The sequence below is a fragment of the Hyphomonas sediminis genome (assembly GCF_019679475.1).
GTDB lineage: Bacteria > Pseudomonadota > Alphaproteobacteria > Caulobacterales > Hyphomonadaceae > Hyphomonas > Hyphomonas sediminis.
On record NZ_JAIEZP010000001.1, the window covers coordinates 2,895,529 to 2,916,305 of the forward strand.

At 61.3% G+C, this 20,777-nt stretch carries 16 protein-coding genes; 11 read left to right on the plus strand and 5 right to left on the minus strand.

Annotation, left to right across the window (positions count from 1 at the left end):
* The first annotated feature begins 102 nt into the window (after window positions 1–102).
* The 3 genes from K1X12_RS14165 to K1X12_RS14175 all read left to right on the plus strand — a co-directional run bounded on the left by K1X12_RS14165 (window position 103) and on the right by K1X12_RS14175 (window position 4,947).
* Window positions 103–528: an organic hydroperoxide resistance protein gene (locus K1X12_RS14165; RefSeq protein ID WP_220988212.1), complete on the plus strand. Its 426-nt coding sequence runs from the start codon at window positions 103–105 to the stop codon at window positions 526–528.
* Window positions 529–1,144: 616 nt separating this feature from the next.
* Complete coding sequence (locus K1X12_RS14170) at window positions 1,145–3,472, plus strand: TonB-dependent receptor (RefSeq protein WP_220988213.1); 2,328 nt, start codon at window positions 1,145–1,147, stop codon at window positions 3,470–3,472.
* Between the two features lie 128 nt (window positions 3,473–3,600).
* Window positions 3,601–4,947 (plus strand): spinster family MFS transporter, encoded by a 1,347-nt coding sequence (locus K1X12_RS14175; RefSeq protein WP_220988214.1) that lies wholly within the window; start codon window positions 3,601–3,603, stop codon window positions 4,945–4,947.
* A 220-nt stretch (window positions 4,948–5,167) separates the two neighbouring features.
* Here the strand turns inward: K1X12_RS14175 and K1X12_RS14180 are convergent, their stop codons facing one another.
* The 3 genes from K1X12_RS14180 to K1X12_RS14190 form a co-directional block, all read right to left on the minus strand.
* Complete coding sequence (locus tag K1X12_RS14180) at window positions 5,168–6,208, minus strand: DUF7064 domain-containing protein (RefSeq protein WP_220988215.1); 1,041 nt, start codon at window positions 6,206–6,208, stop codon at window positions 5,168–5,170.
* Window positions 6,209–6,310: 102 nt separating this feature from the next.
* Window positions 6,311–7,033 (minus strand): histidine utilization transcriptional repressor HutC, encoded by a 723-nt coding sequence (gene hutC, locus K1X12_RS14185; protein WP_220988216.1) that lies wholly within the window; start codon window positions 7,031–7,033, stop codon window positions 6,311–6,313.
* 57 nt (window positions 7,034–7,090) lie between these two features.
* Window positions 7,091–8,458: a formimidoylglutamate deiminase gene (locus tag K1X12_RS14190; protein WP_220988217.1), complete on the minus strand. Its 1,368-nt coding sequence runs from the start codon at window positions 8,456–8,458 to the stop codon at window positions 7,091–7,093.
* Window positions 8,459–8,535: 77 nt separating this feature from the next.
* On the opposite strand from K1X12_RS14190, the gene hutI reads away from it, so the two are divergent.
* From hutI to hutU, 4 genes are read left to right on the plus strand one after another with little or no spacing between them, the layout of a single operon-like run.
* A complete protein-coding gene (gene hutI, locus K1X12_RS14195) occupies window positions 8,536–9,741 on the plus strand; it encodes an imidazolonepropionase (protein WP_220988218.1) in 1,206 nt (401 codons plus the stop codon).
* Window positions 9,738–11,279, plus strand: a complete 1,542-nt coding sequence (gene hutH / locus K1X12_RS14200) for a histidine ammonia-lyase (protein WP_220988219.1) — start codon at window positions 9,738–9,740, stop codon at window positions 11,277–11,279. Before hutI ends, hutH begins: the two co-directional genes overlap by 4 nt.
* Window positions 11,276–12,094 (plus strand): N-formylglutamate deformylase, encoded by an 819-nt coding sequence (gene hutG / locus K1X12_RS14205; RefSeq protein ID WP_220988220.1) that lies wholly within the window; start codon window positions 11,276–11,278, stop codon window positions 12,092–12,094. Before hutH ends, hutG begins: the two co-directional genes overlap by 4 nt.
* Window positions 12,095–12,104: 10 nt before the next feature.
* Entirely contained in the window at window positions 12,105–13,766 is a 1,662-nt protein-coding gene (hutU, locus tag K1X12_RS14210) for a urocanate hydratase (protein ID WP_220988221.1), read from the plus strand.
* Window positions 13,767–13,836: 70 nt separating this feature from the next.
* Here the strand turns inward: hutU and K1X12_RS14215 are convergent, their stop codons facing one another.
* A complete protein-coding gene (locus tag K1X12_RS14215) occupies window positions 13,837–14,460 on the minus strand; it encodes a TetR family transcriptional regulator (protein WP_220988222.1) in 624 nt (207 codons plus the stop codon).
* Window positions 14,461–14,676: 216 nt separating this feature from the next.
* Here K1X12_RS14215 and K1X12_RS14220 point away from each other — a divergent pair, with 216 nt between their 5' ends.
* On the plus strand, window positions 14,677–15,051 hold the full coding sequence (locus K1X12_RS14220; RefSeq protein ID WP_220988223.1) for a c-type cytochrome: 375 nt from the start codon (window positions 14,677–14,679) through the stop codon (window positions 15,049–15,051).
* Window positions 15,052–15,054: 3 nt separating this feature from the next.
* On the opposite strand, the gene K1X12_RS14225 is transcribed toward K1X12_RS14220, so the two are convergent.
* The gene (locus K1X12_RS14225; RefSeq protein WP_220988224.1) at window positions 15,055–16,437 is read right to left on the minus strand and encodes an alpha/beta hydrolase family protein; all 1,383 of its coding nucleotides are present in this window, start codon (window positions 16,435–16,437) and stop codon (window positions 15,055–15,057) included.
* Between the two features lie 217 nt (window positions 16,438–16,654).
* Between K1X12_RS14225 and K1X12_RS14230 the strand changes: the two genes are divergently transcribed.
* From K1X12_RS14230 to K1X12_RS14240, 3 genes are read left to right on the plus strand one after another with little or no spacing between them, the layout of a single operon-like run.
* On the plus strand, window positions 16,655–17,821 hold the full coding sequence (locus K1X12_RS14230) for an HlyD family secretion protein (RefSeq protein ID WP_220988225.1): 1,167 nt from the start codon (window positions 16,655–16,657) through the stop codon (window positions 17,819–17,821).
* Window positions 17,818–19,452: a DHA2 family efflux MFS transporter permease subunit gene (locus K1X12_RS14235; RefSeq protein ID WP_369426129.1), complete on the plus strand. Its 1,635-nt coding sequence runs from the start codon at window positions 17,818–17,820 to the stop codon at window positions 19,450–19,452. Before K1X12_RS14230 ends, K1X12_RS14235 begins: the two co-directional genes overlap by 4 nt.
* Window positions 19,453–19,477: 25 nt before the next feature.
* A complete protein-coding gene (locus K1X12_RS14240; RefSeq protein ID WP_220988226.1) occupies window positions 19,478–20,179 on the plus strand; it encodes a class I SAM-dependent methyltransferase in 702 nt (233 codons plus the stop codon).
* The last annotated feature ends 598 nt before the right edge of the window (window positions 20,180–20,777 follow it).

Consider the following 20,777-nt stretch of genomic DNA (forward strand, 5'->3'; position numbering starts at 1 on the left):
AATCGCAAGGCTTGAAGTCTTAACAGGGAAAGACAATATCTATCGCACGCGATTAAATCGCCCGCATTGTTTCATCAAGCCAATCAAAAAAAGGAGCCCCCCATGGCCATCAACATTCTCTACAAAACGACCGCAACCGCCACTGGTGGCCGCGATGGCCGCGCCCAAACGGCCGATGGCGCGCTCGATGTTGCCCTCGCCATGCCCAAGGAGCTGGGCGGTTCAGGAAATGGCAACAATCCCGAACAGCTATTTGCGGCCGGCTATGCCGCCTGCTTTCTTTCGGCCATGAAAGCTGTCTCTGCGCGCGGGCAGCATATCAAGCTTCCCGCAGACTCTACCGTTACCGCTACGGTCGGCATCGGTCCGCGCGAGGACAAAGGGTTTGGTCTTGCGGTCAAGCTCGACATCGCCATTCCGGACGTGGACCGCGCCGAAGCAGAAGCACTGGTCGCCGAAGCGCACGAAGTTTGCCCCTATTCCCATGCCACGCGCGGCAACATTGAGGTGGACCTTAACGTCCTCTGACTTTTGCCAGCAAAACAGTGGCGGCGCTTCAGATGCGGAGCGCCGCCGCTCCATTTGGCAGGAGAGCGGTTCCAACGCCGGCCACCACCCCATGAGATTCCAGCTGAACAGCCGACAACTTAACACGCATAAAGCATAATGATCATGAAATTTTATGATTGGCGCCGCGTCATTGACGCTGTTTATTTTACTGAAAAATTTCACCGCCAGCGGCACAGAGAAAAATTTTCTCCCTGTTTATATTATGTTTTTTTGAAATTCAAAATCTGAGCATCCAATGCTGAATGCTCATCAAATAAATTGATCCTGAATGCGCAGAAAATAACCTCAGCGTTACGTAGCGAAAAGGAACCCGAATTCGTTTGACGGGGTAATTTGTGTTGCCTATCGCTGGACCGGGGCGAAGACCCTGGCAGCGATGGAAGTGTCCGCGCGGCTGATTATAGCGGGAGGTTTACTCGATCCGTGCTCTGAGCATGGCGCGAGCGTCCTCGGATTGACGGCATTCATTTGCGCGCGCGCCTTTGGCGGCGACCCCTGATGCTTTGTCTTTTTCCCGCTGTCAGCCGCACTTGCCAGCGCACGTCGACAGAACCTACCAACCAGGGAGAAAACCTTGAACGAACTCCACCTCCGTACACTGCTCGCGGGCTCCTCCGTGCTGGCAATGACAACCCTGCTGGCCCCGCTTGCGGTCGCTCAGACTGAAGAGTCTGCGCCTGCAGAACAGACCGAACAAAGCGATCTGAAGCTCAATCAGGTTGTCGTCACCGCAACCCGCCGCGCAACCGATCTTCAGGATACGGCAATTGCCGTCACCTCGGTCGATTCCGAATTCATGGCCGAAGCGCGCGTTGAAAACATTGGCGACATCACCTCCGTTTCGCCAAGCGTTACCTTCCGCAACACGTCGAACCCCGCCACCTCAGCGAACCTGCAGATCCGCGGCATCGGCACCACCGGCGCCAGCCGTGCCTTTGAAGGCGCTGTCGGCGTGTTCGTCGATGGCGTCTATCGCTCGCGCCCCGGCGCCGCGCTTCAGAACTTCCTTGATGTCGGCAGCCTCCAGGTTCTCCGCGGCCCCCAAGGCACGCTGTTCGGCAAGAACACGTCCGCCGGCGCCATCCTGCTGGAAAGCTCCATGCCGGTTCTGGGCGAAACAGGCGGCGACTACTCGCTCACCCTCGGAAATTATGAAGCGGTTACCGGCACACTCACCGTGAATGCGCCGCTGGGCGAGAATGCCGCTCTGCGCGTCTCCGCCATCACGGCAAACCGCGAAGGCTTCTTCGAAAACCCCAACACCGGCGAAGACTATAACGAGCGCCGCGGCAATGGGATCAAGGCGCAGCTCCTTTATGAGCCGACGGACGATTTCCGCATCCGCCTGATCGCAGATTATGCCCGCTCGGACGAGAACTGCTGCTTCGGCACGGTCGATGCCGTCCCCGGCCCGGTCCAGAATGTTGTCGACCAGATCATCCGCGAACGCGGCCTCGTGCCCACTTCGCGCAACAAGAATGATTACGAAGCGATCCTCAACATCCCGCCGAACCAGGTCGTTGAAGACACCGGCTACACCCTGAAGACTGACTGGGATGTGGGTCCCGGCAAGCTGTCGTCCGTTACTGCGCTTCGTCAGTACAAGGTCGACCAGATGACGGACGCAGACTTCGCCGGCGCAGACCTCCTGCAGCTGCACGAGAAGTTCAAGAGCAACTTCTTCTCTCAGGAATTCAGCTATGCCGGTGAGCATGATCTCGGCGCAGAAGGCGATGCCAACTATGTTGTCGGCGTGTTCTATTCCGACGAATCGATCAAATCGGCTCGCACCGGCTGGTGGGGTGAAGACCTGCAACGCGTCTTCGAATTCACCCTTCCCTCAACGCTGGTCTTCGATGCCTCACCGGGCCTGCGCTCCATCGAAGTCATCGAAGGCAATAACGAGTCGCTGGCCTTCTTCGGCCAGTGGGATGGCCGCCTGAACGAGAAATGGGGCATCACCGCCGGTCTGCGCTGGTCGCAGGAGAAGAAGCAGGGCCAGTTCGAAAACCTCTACTATCGTCCGAACCCGCTCGACGTTTACAAGGTGCTCGGTGTCCAGCCTGCGCCCCACTTCAACGAATCCAAAACCGATGAAGCCTTCAGCGGTACGCTGGGCGTGCAGTATCACTTCAACGAAGAAGTCATGCTCTATGCCAGCTACAATCGCGGCTTCAAGGCTGGCGGGGTAAACCTCGACGCCAACGCGGCCGGCGGATACCGTCAGAACCCGGATTACTTCCCCGGCGCCACCCCCGGCGACCCGCGCTACGACCCGGAATTCGTCAACGCCTACGAACTTGGCCTCAAGACCCAGTTCTGGGATCGCCGTGGCCGCGCCAACTTCTCGGCCTTCTATAACGACATGACGGACCTGCAGGTCGCCCGCTTCGTCGGCACGCAGTTCCAGGTCCTCAACGCCGGCACGGCAGAGGTCTATGGCGTCGAAGTCGAAAGCGCGCTGGAGCTGAACGACTTCCTGTCGCTCGATGCAGCGGTCACTTATCTGCCCCAGGCAGAGCTGGGCGAAGACCCCTCGCTCGGCGCGGTGCTCTCGGGCCGCCGTTTCGCGGTCGCTCCGGAACTCTCGGGCAGCCTCTCGCTGAAGCTGGACAAGCCGGTCAACGATACCTTCTCGATCATCGGCCGCATCAACCAGCAATATTCGGGTGGTTACATCACCAACAACTCGAACTTCCTGGAACAGGGTGGTTTCGGCCTTCTCAACCTCAACCTCGGCGTCAAGTCCGTCGATGGCTGGACGCTTGAGGCCTGGGTGCAGAACGCGTTCGACAAGCGCTACGTCACCAACCACTTCTCCACAACGCTCCAGTCGGGTGACACCAACGCCTATATGAGCGCCCCGCGCACATTCGGCGTCACGCTGCGCGGTTCCTTCTGATCTGACATAACCCAGATGTGAACACCCCTTCCCTTGCGGTCACCTCCGAAAAGAGGTGACCGCAAATTCAAATCTGATGATAACTCCAGATCCACTGACCGACAGAAACGCCAACAGGAACACTTCCGATGTCCCAGACGCTCCTGCCGCCCAGCATAGCTGCCAATCCCCAATCGCGGGTTCGCGTCACCCTGTGGCTGTTGCTTATCGTCAACGCCTTCAATTTTGTTGACCGCCAGATTGTCAATATTCTCGCCGAGCCTATCAAAAATGATCTCGGCCTCTCGGATACTCAGATCGGCCTGATGACAGGCCTCGCCTTCGCCCTGGTTTACACGACGCTCGGCATTCCGATTGCGCGTTGGGCAGACAATCCCAAGTCAAACCGGGTCGGCATCGTGTCCGGCTCGCTCGCCATCTGGTCGGGCATGACGGTCCTTTGCGGCCTCGCCACGAACTTCTGGCAACTCCTGCTTGCGCGCATCGGCGTCGGCGTGGGCGAAGCAGGCTGCACGCCCGCCTCCCACTCGCTGATTGGCGACACAGTGCCCGCGGAAAAGCGCGGCTCTGCGATTGCCTTCTTCGGCCTCGGCATTCCGATCGGCTCGCTGATGGGCATGGTCATCGGTGGCGTGCTGGCTGATACTGTCGGCTGGCGGCTTGCTTTCATGGTGGCCGGCATTCCAGGCGTCCTGCTTGCGCTGCTGCTATGGTTCGCCGTTAAAGAGCCCCGCAAGGCGGGCACGCTGGCGGAAGCCGCCGCCCGCCTCAAGGCCAGCCAGGCTGCCCCCCGCTCCACCATCGGCGAAACGCTGAAGGAAGTGCTAAGCTCGAAAGTCTTCATCTTTGCCACCCTCGGCGCGTCCTTCGTCGCGTTCCTGGGATATGGCAAAGGCGTCTGGAACGGCATCTTCCTCATCCGCTCGCATGGGTTGGAGCTGTGGCAGGTCGGCGTGTTCTACGGCGTCGGAACAGGCATCGGCGGCATCCTCGGAACATGGCTCGGCGGCTGGACGTCGGATCGGTTCGGCGTCAAGAAGCCCGTCCATTATATGCTGGCCCCGGCCATCGCCATGCTGCTCACGGTGCCAATCCTGCTGATCGGCTATATCGGCCCGGTTTGGGTTGCCATCCCGATGCTCACGCTCTCGGCCGCCCTCTCCGGGGTTTACTACGCGCCCACATTCGGTTGCGTTCAGCTGTTGATCAGCCCGGCCTCTCGCGCGGTTGCCGTCTCGCTGATGCTCTTTACGCTGAACCTGATCGGCCTCGGCCTCGGCCCACTCCTCTTCGGCATCCTGTCGGATGTCCTCGCCCCTGTTGCAGGCTCCGAAAGCGTGCGTTGGTCACTTTATGTGGCCGGCTTTATGGGCGTCATCCCCGCGACGCTCTACTGGCTCGCCAGCCGGAATATCCAGGCTGAGCTGAATGCAAAAGCCGCCGAAGAGAGCCCGGTTGCGGACACATTTTCCTGATCGCGTTGTGGGCAGGCTGCGTATGCGCCCCTGCCCACAACTCGAATGTTTCCGGCTTTCATCCCGTCCAGCACAATGTCTGCGCCGCCCGTCTTCATCATCCACTCCAGACGATGATCCCGGCACTGACGCCTGAACAGGCCAGCTTTCACCGCTTTGTCCACCTGGCTCATCCCGGTGATTGAGGCTGCTGGCTTGATGCCAAAGCCCGCCACGCCATTCAGTGGCCCGCAAGTCGGCCCAGTGGCCGCCCGTCGACGATCTGGTCCAGATACTCGCTCATGCCGTATCCGGTCTTCCCGTCACAGCGATACTCCGTCATCGCTTCGGTGATGCGCGTGGTCAGCTCCGTTCCGTCCGGCGCGGTGCGCCGGTTGCGCAGAGGAATGAGAGACATCACCTTCCCGCTGACAGTATATTCCTTTCCGCTCTTTGTACGGATTTTTGCTTCCAGGTCGGTCTGGTATTCATTGCTGTCCCAGTTGCTGGAAAGTTCGGCGCCCACAATCACGTCATAAATGCCATCGCGGAACACCATGCCGCTTTGGTGCACGCCGCCTTTGCCATCGCCCATCACATTGAACATCATGCCAAAGTCCGGCCCGAAATTCATCGGGCACCAGCGATACCATTCAATCGCCTGCCAGTGGCGCGGCCCCCAGGACTTGTCGCGCAGACCATAGCCGTCCAGCTCCAGCCGTTCGCCGCCGCATTCGATAAATCCCTTCGCGCCGCAATGCTGCTCATAGTGCGCCTTGGCGAAGGATTTCTCCGGGTCGATCTCGATGGACGACCCATCGGCCTTCACCATCTCGCCGCCATACATCGGCGAGAGGCCGGTATAGATCATTTCCATCTTGCAAGGCAGGCGCGGATTGTTGCGGAAGGCCACCTTCGGATCGGCCATCTGGCCCGGCTCCTTCAGTACCAGCAGCTCGCCACTATACGTCACCTTCAGCGTCTTGAACGGCTCCACCACGTCAATGCGCAGACCGCCCGCGTTCATCTGTGAATTGTCACTGATCTCCGGGCGGGCAAACATGAAACCAACCCGGCCATCGGGAAAGTAAACGCACATAGACATTTCAGCGTAGCGCTGGTTCGGGCGATTGCCGAGGCGGAACCACGCGCCTGCCCGCTTGCCCGCGTCGAACACGTTGAAATACATGCTTTCATTGTAGTTTTCCGCGTCGCCCGGATCGTGCGTAAACTCGTCTTCCGGCGCAAGGCGCATCTTGAAGCCTTCGGCTGCTTCGGCCATGGCAAACTCCCCTGATAATCAGTTATCAGACGAACCTGCCACGCGTTTTCGGGGTTACAAGCCTGTCCTCGCGTCAGACCGGGGCGATCTAGGGAATGGTCCCTATGCCTGCCGCCGGGTCAGCGCGCCGATGAAGGAATGCCGGTCGCCGGGGAAAGTCTGCCACACATGCGTCACCGGGCTGCCGTCCAGCCAGGTCCGCCGTTCCAGCATCAGGCAGGGGCTGCCCTCGGCAATATCCAGATGCGCCGCAATTGCCGGGTCGGCGGCGACTGCAAAAATCCGGTGCTCGGCCTGCGACCAGGGCACATGCCCCAGCAGCCAGGTGCCCGGCGGCGTCTCCGCAAAATCCTCGCCCTCCACCTCCGGCACAGCGGCCAGGTTCACCAGCCTTCGCTCAAATCCGAAGGGTTGCTCGTCTGCCCGGTGCACACCGCGCAGCTCGATCAGCCGCGCGCCTTTGCCAACCAGCGCCGCCTCATCGGCGCCCTTTGCGACACGCACGCTCCGGTGCAACAGCCGGAAAGCGTAGTCATGGCCCTTGTTCTCAAGGTCCAGCCGGATGTCGGGGATATCGAGTATGGTGGAATCGCTCGGCGGATGCGCCACGAAAGATCCCGCCCGCTTGCGCCGCACGATCAGTCCGCGCGCCACCAGGTCGCTCACCGCCTTGTTCACCGTCATGCGGGAACAGTCATAGATTTCCATCAATTCCCGCTCCAGCGGGATGCGGTCGTCGGGCTTCAGCGCGCCGGAGAGGATCTTGCGCTCGATGTCCGAACGGATGCGCTCGGTGACCGGAAGCGTGTCGTCAGAGTCCCTCATATGGCCCAATCTGTCCCTGTTTGTCCGCGTTTGTCCTCAAAAAGGCACGGTTTGATACTAAAGTAATCTGGAAAGCGCCGCCTTGTATCGGGCTTCAATTTCCGGCCGGTGAATATGTTGTCCGCCCTGTACCACATGCGCGCCCCGGCGCCACACGTCTGAAATTGCATTGTTTTTCGCCCTGAACACCCAGGCGTCCAAAGTGCGGTCTCCGCCCCCTGCCGCTTCAGGTAAGGCCTCGCTGCTGATAGCGAAGAAATCCGCCGGGTTTCCGGGCGCCAATCCAACAGGAATGCCCGCCGCCCGCCCGCCGCCGGCAAGGGCGTGCTCAAACATCGAACGCCCCGTCGAGGCATAGCCCTCACCCGCCATCACATTGCGCGAGAGATGCTTGAATCTCTGGGAGTATTCCAGCACGCGCAGCTCGTCCGCCGCGCTGATGGAGACGTTGGAATCGGTGCCTACACCGTAGTGCCCGCCATAGGAAAGATAGGCCCGGCCCTCGAAAATACCGTCGCCCAAATTCGCCTCGGTCACCGGGCACAACCCCGCAACGGCCCCGCTTTTCGCTATCCCGTGGATTTCCCGGTCGTTCGTATGCGTCGCATGGACGAGGCACCAACGCGCGTCGACATCTGCATTGTGCAGCAACCACTCCACAGGCCGCGCGCCAGACCAGGCCAGACAGTCCTGAACTTCCTTCATCTGTTCGGCGATATGGATGTGGATAGGCCCCTGCCTGTCCATCGCCAGCAAGGCCCGCAATTCGTGCGGCGTCGCCGCCCTCAGGCTGTGCGGCGCAAAACCCAGCACAAAATCATGCTGATTGGCCGTGTGCTGTCCAACAGCGTCAAGCAGCGCGGCAAAGCTGTCCACGTCACTCAGGAAGCGCTTCTGTCCCTCAGTCGGCGGCTGCCCGCCAAAGCCCGAATGGGCATAGAACACTGGCAGCAGCGTCAGCCCCAGCCCTGTATCCGCTGCAGCACGAACCACCTGCCCCGCCATTTCCGCCGGGTCGCTGAAACGCGCGCCGTCAGGGTCATTGTGCAGGTAGTGAAACTCGCAAACCCGCGTGAACCCTGCCTCCAGCATCTCGGCATACGCCATCGCCGTTATCGCGTGGATATCCTCCGGACCAATCCGGCTGACAAACCCATAGAGTAGACTCCGCCAAGACCAGAAACTGTCCTGAACCGCCCCGCGCACTTCTGTCAGTCCCGACATGGCCCTCTGGAATGCGTGGGAATGCAGATTTGTCAGGCCCGGCAGAAGGCATCGCCCACGAACCGCCCCGGAAGGAGGCTCAATATCGACGGACATATCCCCGATGAGGCCGTCTGAAATCGTGACCTGAACTCCGCGCGCCCAGCCGGAAGGCAACAGGGCATAATCGAACCAAAGCCGCTCAGACTTTTTCACTGCCACTGGACATCCCTCCGACTCTTCTATTATGTCTATACATATTAGCCTAAGACCGGCAGTAAGACAACGGGGAGGAAAGCATGGCATCAAAGCGTATCTGGACCAACGCCCGCCTCGCCACCATGGCGCCCGGCCTGCCCGGCCTCGGCATCATCGAGAACGGCGCCGTCGCCGCCGAGGGCGACCGGATCACATTTTCTGGCGCCGCACAATATGCGCCGCCTACGGATGATTTCGAAGTGATCGATTGCGACGGCCGCTGGATTTTACCGGGCCTTGTGGACTGCCACACCCATCTCGTCTGGGCAGGCAGCCGCGCGAGGGAATTCGAGCTTCGCCTCGCCGGGGCCAGCTATGAGGAAATCGCCCGCGCCGGCGGCGGCATCCGCTCCACCGTCAGCGCCGTCCGCGCCGCAGATGAAGCCCAGCTGATCGCCGAAAGCCTTCCGAGGCTCGACGCGCTGATCGCCGAAGGCGTCACCACTTTGGAGATAAAATCCGGCTACGGTCTCAGCGTTGAGCATGAACTGAAACAGCTGCGCGCGGCCCGTACGCTTGGGAAGGTCCGTCCCATCGATATTCAAACCACGCTTCTCGCAGCACATGCCCTGCCACCCGAATATGAAGGCCGCGCCGACGCCTATATCGACCTTGTCTGTAAAGAGATCATTCCCGCCGCTGCACGCGATGGGCTCGCGGACGCAGTTGATGCCTTTTGCGAAAACATCGGATTTTCTCCGGAGCAGACGGACCGGGTCTTCAACGCCGCGCGCCAGCATGGCCTGCCCGTGAAGCTGCATGCGGACCAGCTGTCAAACCTGCACGGCGGCGCCCTCGCCGCCCGCCACAATGCGCTGTCAGCGGATCATCTGGAATATCTCGATGATGCAGGCATCGCCGCGATGGCCGCATCCGGCTCTGTCGCGGTCATGCTGCCCGGCGCCTATTACTTTCTGCGCGATACGCATGCGCCGCCTATTGAGAAACTCCGACAGGCTGGCGTACCGCTTGCCATCTCAACCGATTGCAATCCCGGAACCTCCCCACTCACATCCCTCCTGCTGGCGATGAACATGGGCGCGACCCTGTTCCGCATGACGGTGGAAGAATGCCTCCTGGGCGCCACGCGCCACGCCGCCCGCGCGCTCGGCCTCGAAAGCAACTCCGGAACGCTTGAACCCGGAAAACTCTGCAATCTGAACATCTGGGACATCGAGCGCCCCGCCGAACTCGTCAACAATATGGGCCTGAACCGGCTCCACACCCGCATTTGGAGAGGCCAATGAGCCATATCATTCTAACACCCGGCGCCGTACCGCTCAGCCAATGGCGCGCCATCTGGACTGGCGCCGTTCCCCAGCTCGACCCCGCCTGCGCGCCCGCAATTGCTGCCAGCGCCGCCGCCGTTGCGCGCATTCTCGCGAAAGGCCAGCCGGTCTACGGAATTAATACGGGATTTGGTAAACTCGCCACCGTTCGTATTCCGGACGATCAGCTGGAAACACTCCAGCGCAACATCGTCCTCTCCCATGCGGCAGGTGTTGGCGAACCATCACCCGCTGGAATCGTCCGCCTGATGATGGCTCTAAAGATGACCAATCTCGGCCAGGGCGCGTCAGGTGTTCGGCCCGAGACCATCGCCTTGATGGAAGCGATGCTTGCAGCAGACCTGCTGCCCCTCGTGCCCGCGCAGGGCTCAGTCGGGGCGTCGGGAGACCTCGCGCCCCTTTCCCACATGGCCTGCGCGATGATCGGCGTCGGCGATGTTTTCCTCCAGGGCGAGCGCATGAGCGCCGCCGCCGCCTTTGCCAAATCTGGCCTCTCTCCTCTGCCCGCGCTGGCCGCGAAGGAAGGCCTCGCGCTGTTGAATGGCACGCAGTTTTCCACCGCCTGCGCCCTGGCTGGACTGTTCGAGGCCGAACGCATCCTGCAAAGCGCCCTCATTACCGGCGCCCTCTCGACAGAAGCAGCGAAAGGCTCTGACGCACCGTTCGATGCCCGTATCCATCAGCTGCGCGGCCACAAAGGCCAGATCGATTGCGCCGCAGTGCTGCGCGATCTCATGGCCGGCTCCGCCATTCGCGCCTCACATCTTGAAAATGACACGCGCGTGCAGGACCCCTACTGCATCCGTTGTCAGCCTCAGGTCGCCGGCGCCGCGCTTACCCTGCTGCGACAAGCGGCGGATACGCTTCTTGTCGAAGCCAACGGTGTTTCCGACAACCCCCTGATCTTTCCGGAGACGGATGAAGCCCTTTCAGGCGGAAACTTTCACGCTGAGCCGGTTGCATTCGCCGCCGATATGATCGCTATGGCGCTGTGCGAAATCGGCTCAATCTCCGAGCGGCGCATCGCGATGCTGGTGGACCCCGCCCTTTCCGGCGTCCCCGCTTTCCTCACGCCGCAACCGGGTCTCAACTCGGGCTTCATGATCCCTCAGGTCACCGCCGCCGCGCTCGTCTCCGAAAACAAGCAGATGGCTTACCCCGCCAGCGTCGACTCGATCCCGACTTCTGCAAACCAGGAAGACCATGTGTCCATGGCCGCGCATGGCGCCCGCCGCCTTCTGAAGATGGCGAAGAATGTGGACTATGTACTCGGCATCGAACTTCTCGCCGCATCGCAGGCCTGCGACTTCCACGCGCCGCTGAAATCCAGCAACGCCCTTGAAGCCTTGCGCAGCCTCGTCCGGAAGGACGTGCCCCCGTTGGACCATGACCGCCTGATGCATCCGGATATGGAAGCGACCACCGCGCTCATCTGCTCTGGCGCCGTAATTGCCTCTGTAAACCATCCGCTTCCCTCACTGGAGGCGCAGCCATGAAGAACTGGCTAACCGTCAAGGAGGGCGACCGCCCGCTTATCGTTTCCTTTCCCCACACGGGCACGATGCTGCCTGAGGATATCGCACACAATTTCGTCTCGCCCGAGCTAGCCCGGCGGGATACGGACTGGTGGGTGGACCAGCTCTATGCCTTTGCCGCAGACATGGGCGCAACGCTTGTCCACACCGCAATCTCACGCTCAGTGATCGACGCAAACCGCGATCCATCCGGCGCGTCACTCTATCCGGGCCAGAACACAACCAACCTTTGCCCGCTGACCACGTTCGACAACCAGCCGCTCTACAGGGCCGGTCACGAGCCCAAAGAAACAGAGATCGCCCACCGCCGCGACGCCTTTCATGCGCCCTATCATCACGCCATCGAAGATCAGATCTCGCGCCTGAAGGCGACCCACGCCAAGGTCGTGCTCTACGACGCCCACTCCATCCGTTCACAGATCCCACATCTGTTCGAAGGGCTGCTGCCTGTCTACAATGTTGGCTCCAACTACAAGACAACATGCGCGCCCGAACTGGCTGAAAGAATCGAAACGATCTGCGCCGCATCCGACCAGCCGAGCGTGTTAGATGGCCGCTTCCGGGGCGGATGGACCGTGCGCCATCATGGCCAGCCGGAAAACGGCGTCCACGCGGTTCAGATGGAACTGTCCTGCCGGGGGTATCTGCGCGAGCCGATCGGCAGCGTCTCCGAGGCCGATTGGCCCGTGCCCTTCGATCCCGATTTTGCCGCCCCGATGATTGAAACCCTGAAACAGGTGCTCGCCGCCTGTCTCGCCTTCGCTGAAACACCCTGAGGAGTCTACCATGCCATATCCTGCCAATATCCGCGAAGTCCGCGCGCCCCAGGGAACAGAACTGAACGCAAAAAGCTGGCTGACCGAAGCCCCCCTCCGGATGCTGATGAACAATCTGGACCCGGATGTTGCCGAACGTCCTGACGACCTTGTCGTTTATGGCGGCATCGGTCGCGCCGCGCGGAACTGGGATGCATTCGAAAACATTGTCTCAACGCTGAAACGCCTGAAGGAAGACGAAACGCTGCTTATCCAATCAGGCAAGCCCGTGGGCGTTTTCCGCACGCATGCGGACGCGCCGCGTGTTCTCCTGGCGAACTCCAACCTCGTTCCCAAATGGGCCAGCTGGGATCATTTCAATGAACTCGACCGCAAAGGCCTGATGATGTACGGTCAGATGACCGCCGGCAGCTGGATCTATATCGGCGCTCAGGGGATCGTTCAGGGCACCTACGAAACCTTTGTCGAGATGGGTCGCCAGCACTACGGTGGAAACCTCAAGGGAAAATGGCTGCTCACCGCGGGCCTGGGCGGCATGGGGGGCGCACAACCGCTCGCCTCTGTCTTTGCCGGCGCCGCCTGTCTTGCGATCGAATGCCAACTTTCCAGCATCGAAATGCGGATGCGCACCGGCTATCTCGATGCGTGGACAGATGACCTGGAAAAGGCGCTCGACATGATCGACGAGAGCTGCAAGTCCGGCACACCCAAGTCCATCGGCCTCCTCGGAAACGCCTGCGAGATCCTGCCGAAAATCCTTGAGCTTGGCCGCCTGCCGGACCTGCTCACCGACCAGACGTCCGCGCACGATCCCGTTAATGGCTATCTTCCCGAAGGCTGGAGCGTGGAGGAATGGAAGACACGGCGGGCGAGCGATCCCAAAGGGGTTGAGGCTGAAGCGCGCGCTTCTATGGCCAAGCATGTTCTTGCGATGCTGGAGTTCCAGAAACGAGGCGTGCCTACAGTCGATTATGGCAACAACATTCGTCAGGTCGCGTTCGATGAGGGGGTCACGAACGCGTTCGATTTTCCCGGTTTTGTGCCCGCCTATATCCGCCCGCTCTTCTGCCGTGGCATCGGCCCCTTCCGCTGGGCGGCTCTTTCCGGCGATCCGGAGGACATCTACAAGACTGACCAGAAGGTGAAGGAGCTGATTCCGGACAATCCCCACCTGCACAACTGGCTCGACATGGCCCGTGAGCGGATCAAATTCCAGGGCCTGCCCGCGCGCATCTGCTGGGTGGGCCTGGGGGATCGTCACCGGCTCGGGCTCGCCTTCAATGAGATGGTGGCCAAGGGCGAGTTGAAAGCCCCGGTTGTCATCGGGCGGGACCATCTCGACTCCGGCTCCGTCGCCTCGCCCAATCGTGAAACCGAGGCGATGCAGGATGGCTCTGATGCGGTCTCTGATTGGCCGCTGCTCAACGCCCTGCTCAATTGCGCCTCGGGCGCCACCTGGGTCTCGCTTCATCATGGCGGCGGCGTCGGCATGGGCTACTCCCAGCATTCCGGCATGGTGATCTGCTGCGACGGTTCTGAGGACGCTGCACGCCGCATCGAGCGGGTGTTGTGGAACGATCCGGCCACCGGCGTCATGCGCCATGCCGATGCGGGTTACCAGATCGCGATCGATTGCGCGCGAGAGCACGGGCTCGATCTTCCATCGCTCTGACCCAGGCCGGAAAAAGAAAGGGCGGAGACACCCTCCGCCCTTTTTCATCTGTATGCTGCATTATCGGCGATTATTTTAATACGCTTCGCATGATCGAGTCGGCGGCAAAGGCCGCATAGTCCCGCGCCAGCTCGCGGCCCACTTTCGTCTCGCCCACAAGTTCGTGCACGGCGGCGCGCGCAGCAAAGATATACTGGCACGCACCGATGATCATGAAATACACATGCTTGTCGTCAACTTCCCGGAACTGGCCCTCGCGGATGCCATCCTGAATGATCTTCCGCTGCGTCTCGATCAGCGGGCGCATGAAACTGCTGCGAATGATTTCGGAGCCTTCAGACTCCTGATTGTGCAACAGGCTATCCAGCAACCGGTTGAGATAAGGGTGGCGCGCATAGGAACGGATGATCCCGTGAATGTGGATGCGCAATTTGTTGGCGGGATCGATGTCCATCGCCACCAATTCCTGCAATTGCTGGAGCGAATGTTCTGTATCGCGCTGGGCCAGCGCCAGAAGCAGGCCGTCCCGGGATCCAAAATGGTACTTTACCAGAGGTGCAGTCACGCCAGCGCGCTTTGCAATCTGGTGCAGGGACACATCAATCGAGCCAATCTCGGACATGAGTTCGCCCGCAGCTTCCAGCAATAACTCCCGTCCCGAACGTTCCGTTACGGCATCCGCCAAATCTGTCATTCCAGCCACTCTAAATCCTGATGCTTATTTATCGTTCAGCAAATTGATGAACGAAAAGGTTGAAAGGTGCAAGAAGTGGCTTGGGGATGGCGCCTGTGGATAAGTTGCTCCGCCTGCCGCTTAATTCGTCTCCGGCCAACCTGCGGCATTCCCTAAGTTGACAGGCCGCGGCCGGCAAACGACCCTGCGCCGACTCAAGTTCAGGAAGCATCCGCCATGCTGCGCCAGAAACGCTGCCAATCATTCGCCGCCAGCGCTGCGATGTTCGTTATCGGGGTGCTCGCTGCCGCCTGCTCCCGCGACCCGGTTGAAACGCCCGAGCTCTCGCCTGCAGCAGCCAAAGCGCAGGCTGGCCAGGAAATCGCCGAAGCGCTTTGCGCGCGCTGCCACGCCATCGGTCTGGAAGGCGATAGTACGCATCCCGAGGCCCCGCCCTTCCGCACGCTCTCAGAGAAGTATCCGGTTCGCCTGCTGGACGAGGCGCTGGCCGAAGGCATCACGGTCGGCCATCCAGATATGCCGGAATTCGAGTTTGAAGCAGATCAGATCGATGAGCTGATCACCTATCTGGAATCGGTTCAGCCGAAATAGGCCCTATCGCTCGGGTGTAATCTTCGCATCGCCGTATTCTCCCGGCGCGATTTCACGGCCGGCAGCAAAATCTGCCACCAGATCGAAGTAGCCCGGTGCGTAGCCGCTATAGCGGCGCGAGCGGTCGGGCATGGCTGTGAATTCCCGCATGCCGTGATCGACGCCGGGAAACTCTGCAACGGTCACCGGTCGGCCTTCATATTGCAGCGCCTTCAGCCGCGCACGGGTGTAGGCGGGCGGCGCCTCCCGGTCTGCGCCGGCCAGTATCCACAGCACCGGCGCGCCAAGCTGCCGCAGCACCGGCTCGCCTTCATGGCGCCAGCTGGTGCCGCTCGAACGGAGCGGCCCGCCAACCCGCAATACGTAATCGGGATAACGCAGGATATCTCCCGTGAACTCGCCCTGCACCAGCGGATACCAGGGTTCGTCCTTGTAGATCTTCTTCAGCGCTTCGAGCTCGACATAGCCGCGCTTGAAATCGGACAGCATGACCGTCGCGGCCGCATCCGCCAGCATGCCCGCCGCCATCTGTGCAGATGGGCCATAGCCAGCCTCGGCGACATTGAGCACCGATTCTGCGCGGTTTTCCGCGAGCGGGCTTTCCAGCATGCCGTAGGAAACGATCACGAAATCCGGCTTCAGCGACACCGCTGCCAAAGGGGCCACCCAGCCGCCCTGGCTGGTGCCGTGAAGGCCGAACCGGCTCATCCGGGGCCCCGCCATCCGGCGCGCTTCATCGGCAGCGGCAACGGCATCCATCGCCAGCAGGGTGAAGTCCTGCGTGTAGTCGCCCTTGGAGCTGCCCGTACCGCGCTTGTCGTAGATGAACACGCCGATGCCCTGAAGGGGCAGAAGGTGCTGATACGGATCAGTCAGCAGGGCGGAGCTGCGTTCGGAGCCGTGCACCTGAAGCACAACCGGCACAGGATCATTCCCTTCCGGCAGGATGAGGCGGCCGGCGAGTTTGGTGCCCTTTGAGCCAGTGAAGATAATGTCCTGAGTGGTGACTGGGACCTTCGTGGCCGCTTCCCCTTCGAATAGGGTGAGCCCCTCGGAGCAGGTGAACTGAATCTGGCGCGTTTCGGCGGTATCGGTCCAACCTTGATAGGCGCTCCAGATGTCCTTCTCGAGAACGAAGCGGCCTGTCTGCCCGTCGAGAGAGCGCCAGCGCAGGCCCTCTTCAGCTGGCGTTACCGCCACGCCGCCGCCATCATCCAGCGCCCAGGCGCCGCCGCAGGCAGGATCCCCCGGCACGGGCGAATTTGAAAGACCCGGCACCGAAAGCGACGGCAAAGTCGGCATTTCTGGCAAACTGGGCAGCGCAGTTGAGCAGGCCACCAGCAAGAAAGCCGACAGTCCTAAAGCAAACTTGGCCCGATTACCCATGATCGTCTTCCCTCCGGCCACTTTCCCGGCTGGTTGCCCGGATACAATGATTCCCGTCGGATCACGGCCTTTGCCGGAGCGCCAAAGAATAGGGCTTGATTGCCTTAGCGGCATATCCCGCTCAGATAGATCCGCGGGAGATCAGGGCGGCAAACGCCTCGCAGCAAACACCGCACCAGGGAGGATCGGGCCGGCATTCAGGTGCCGGTGTCAACACATGGAAGGCGATACTCAATCCTTCGCTGTAGAAACAGCGGCCTCGCCGCGCGCACAGCTGATGGCGTTTGTTCGTTCGCCCCGCGGTCGCATGATACTTGCTGGCCTCGCAGCGCTTGTCCTGCTTGTGCTCGTGGCGCGCTTCCTGGTTGACCGAGCCGCTTATGTATCGACTTCAGACGCGCGGATTGCTGCAGAGATGATCGCGGTTTCGACCGACATTTCCGGCAAGATTACCAGCGTGCAGGTGAAGGAAGGCGACCGGGTCGCCGCCGGGGACATCCTCTACACAATCGACGACCGGGAAGCGTATTACGCGCTGGTGCAGCTGGAGGCTGAAGCCCGGCGCCTGCGCGCCGAGATCGAGCGGGAAGAACGGCGTGTCGGCATCGCCAGTTCCAAAGCGGGCAGCGAAGTGGCCGCGCGAAAGGCAGGAACACTGTCTGCCGCCGCGAGCGTGGAAGCGGCGCGCTCGAACGTCGAGATTGCGCAACGCGATTACGACCGAACGAGAGACCTGTTCGAGCGCGGACTGTTGCCGCAATCCAATCTGGATCAGGCCAAGAATGTGCTCGATACCGCTGAGCAGGCATTGCGCCGGGCGCAGGCTGACCGGGAGTCGGCAGCCGCCGACCAGCGCACCGCGAGCATTGCAGGCGAGGAAGTGCGCCTGATCGATTACGACCTGACCGTACTGCGCGCGGCGCTGGAACAGGCCGAGGCGCGTGTGGATGCACAGAAAGTGGTGCTGGAACAGCACACGATCCGCAGCCCGATCGACGGCGTGGTGGATGAACTCTTCTTCGACAATGGCGAGCATTCGCTGCGCGGCTACCGAATGGCGCTGCTGCACGATCCCGACGCTGTCTGGGTTTCCGCCAACATAAAGGAAACCGACATTCGCCATGTGCAGGCCAATGCGCCTGTGCTGGTGCGCGCAGACAGCGACCCATCGCACCAGATTGAAGGCCGGGTGACGCGCGTTCATGACGCCACCATTGCCGAAGCCGCGATGATGCCCAATCCCAACGCCAATGGGGTGTTCACCAAGATCACCCAGCGCATCCGCATCCGTATTGACCTTGACCCGACCGAGGCAGAGCTGCGCCCTGGCACGATGGTGCGCGTGCGGGTGAAGAAGGAACCAGCTGGCGGGGCGCCTGAGTGACCATCGCTTCGGGCCTCTCGCCTGCGGGGGGAGCCAGCCGCCTGCCTGCTGACATTCCGGCGATGGCGGGTCCGGCTGTGCGGGAACAGTTCGAACGCTTTGGCGGCGCGTATCGCTGGATCCTGCTGTTCACGATGCTGACGGGATCGATGTCCACGATGCTGGCGGCGACGACAATCAATGTCGCCCTGCCCGCGATCATCGGCGCGTTCGGGCTGGGGCAGGATCAGGCGCAGTGGATGTCCACGGCATTCCTCGCGTCCTCCACCATTGCGATGCTCGCGAATGCCTGGGCGATGGCCACGTTCGGCGCGCGGGCCACTTATGTTTTCGGCATGGTGATCTTTGTGGCGGGTTCGCTCCTGGGCGCAGTGAGCAGCACGCTGGAGCTGCTGATCCTGTCGCGGGGGCTTCAGGGGATTTCAGCGGGACTGCTGCAGCCAATGTCGATGTTCCTGATTTTCCAGACCTTTCCGGACAACAAGCGCGGAACGGCGATGGGCGTGTTCTCCATCGGCGTGGTGTTGGCGCCCGCCTTCGGGCCCGCGCTGGGCGGGATTGCCGTAGACCTTGCAAGCTGGCGGCTGGTGTTCGTGGCGACACTGCCACTGGCGCTGGTGGCGCTGGGCATTGCGCCTTTCCTTATGCCGCGCGGAGACCGCAATCCCAACATGCCGCGCCCACCGCTCGACTGGCCGGGCCTGTTGCTGCTGGCGACGGCAGTGATCTGCCTGCTGGCGGGCTTTGCCGGAGGAAACCGGGACGGATGGGATTCGGACAAGACGCTGCTGCGCTTCGGTATCGGCGTGGTCGCCGGTATCGCATTCTTCTTCTGGGAAAGACGGCATCCCTTTCCGGCGCTGAACCCGAAAGTGTTCATGTTCCGGCAGTTCTGGTCGGCGGGACTGATCATCTCGGCCACAGGGATTGCGATCTATGGATCGACCTATCTGATCCCGATGTTTGTGCAGCTGGTGCAACACTATTCGCCAACGGCGGCGGGCATCATGATGATCCCGGCGGGGCTGGCGATGGTGGTGGGCTTTCCGATTGCCGGGCGGCTGACAGACCGGGTAGACCCGCGCTGGTTGCTCAGTTTCGGGATCATCTGCTTTGCGATTTCCGCTTTCCTGCTTTCGCATGTGACGGCGCTGACGCCGTATTGGGTGCTCGTGGGGTGGATCATTCTCAGCCGCGTGGGCATCAGCTTCTGTATGCCGCCTTCCAACACCACTGCCGTGCGAGCTGTACCGCCGCACCTGCTGGCCTCGGCAACGGGCGGGGTTTCCTTCCTGATGCAGGTGGGCGGGGCGTTTGGGGTGAACATCCTGGCGATTTTCCTGCAGCGCCGGACGATCTTCCATGGCGCGCATCTTTCCGGCGAACTGAACGAAACCAATGCGCAGATGCTGTACGAGCATGCGCTGCAGGCACAGCGGCTGGAGGTGGGGGGCATGCCACAGGTGCAGGCATTCCAATCGGCCTTTGGCATCTTCAACCAGCATGTGGCCAATGAGGCGATGGTGCTGGCCTTCCGGGACTGTTTTTTCGTGATCTTCGTGTGGTTCATCATCGTGCTGGGCGCGATTGCCTTGATGCCAAAGCCAAAGATGGTACAGGCGCCCCGCTAACCTCTTGAGCGGGCAGATTTCGGCTTTGGCACCAGACGATGAAGACCTCGCCCTGAAGAAGGCATTTATCCGGGCCAATACACGGCTGGGGCCGGTGGATGGCCTGACGATCGGCGTGGGCAATCTGCAGCAGACACTACAGATATGGCAGGCTGACGAGATAACGCCGATCTGGGCCGCCACAGAAGACGACCTGGCGCGGCAGGGGCTGGAGCCCCCCTTCTGGGCGTTCCCCTGGGCGGGCGGACAGGCGGTGGCCCGGCTGGTGCTGGCAAGGCCAGAGCTGGTGCGGGGCAAGCGCGTTCTGGACATTGCCTGCGGCAGCGGAATGGTGGGCATTGCCGCCGCATCCGCAGGCGCTGAGGCGGTGCTGGTCAACGACATCGACCCAATCTGCCGGGCGGCAGCGGAACTGAATGCGCAGGCCAATGGCGTGGCGCTGGGCTGGCTGGGCGGCAACCTGCTGGAGGGAGCAGCGCCGGGCGTGGATGTAATCCTCGCCGGCGACATCTTTTACGAGATGACCATGGCGCAGCGTTTCCTCGACTGGCTGGGCACAGCCGCCAGGCGCGGGATTGCGGCCTATGCCGGCGATCCGGGACGGGCCTATGCGCCGCGCAGCGAGGCGGGGCTGATGGCAGAATACGACATCGCCACGACGATGGAGCTGGAGAGCACCACGTTGCGCCATGCCCGCGTCTGGCAGATTGGTGTTTCTGAATTCTGATTTTCGTTTTTTGATTTGAGTTTATTCTAGTCGGCGGGCGCATCCACCGGATTGGCGGCAGGCGTTGCTGTTGGACAGGGACGGCGCGACCTGCAGCGGGCCCTGACCTTTCGCCGTGGATAAGGGCCGTGGGCGGATGGATAAAAATGGTGGACAGGCCGTGGACGCCGCCGTGCCCTACCGTGCCCACATCGTGTCAAACAGTGTCAAACAGTGACTTTTTGAGTCCGTTTGGGGACGCGCCGTGTCATTCCGGATACGATTCGATTCAATTGGTGCATGTTTGGTCCCTTATGAGGACACTGTGACAGAAAACCTGCATGGGATGCGTACACCTTCCTCCACGGAGATGGACCTTCGGGGAGAGTCTCATGTCGGCGGCGTCATGCTTCTCTCCGCACCCGGAGGCTGTGGACAAATCATCAACCGGTGACCCGAGGTTTCAATTTCGCGCCTGACGCAGCCTTCCGCCCCCTTTGAGGGCGGCCATCTGCGAGGTGATAGCGGCTGGAATCTTATTGGATTTGTATCCAGCATCCTAAATCGCGCGGGCCGCCGTCACACCAACCTGAACGTGAACACACCCGGCAGACGTGGC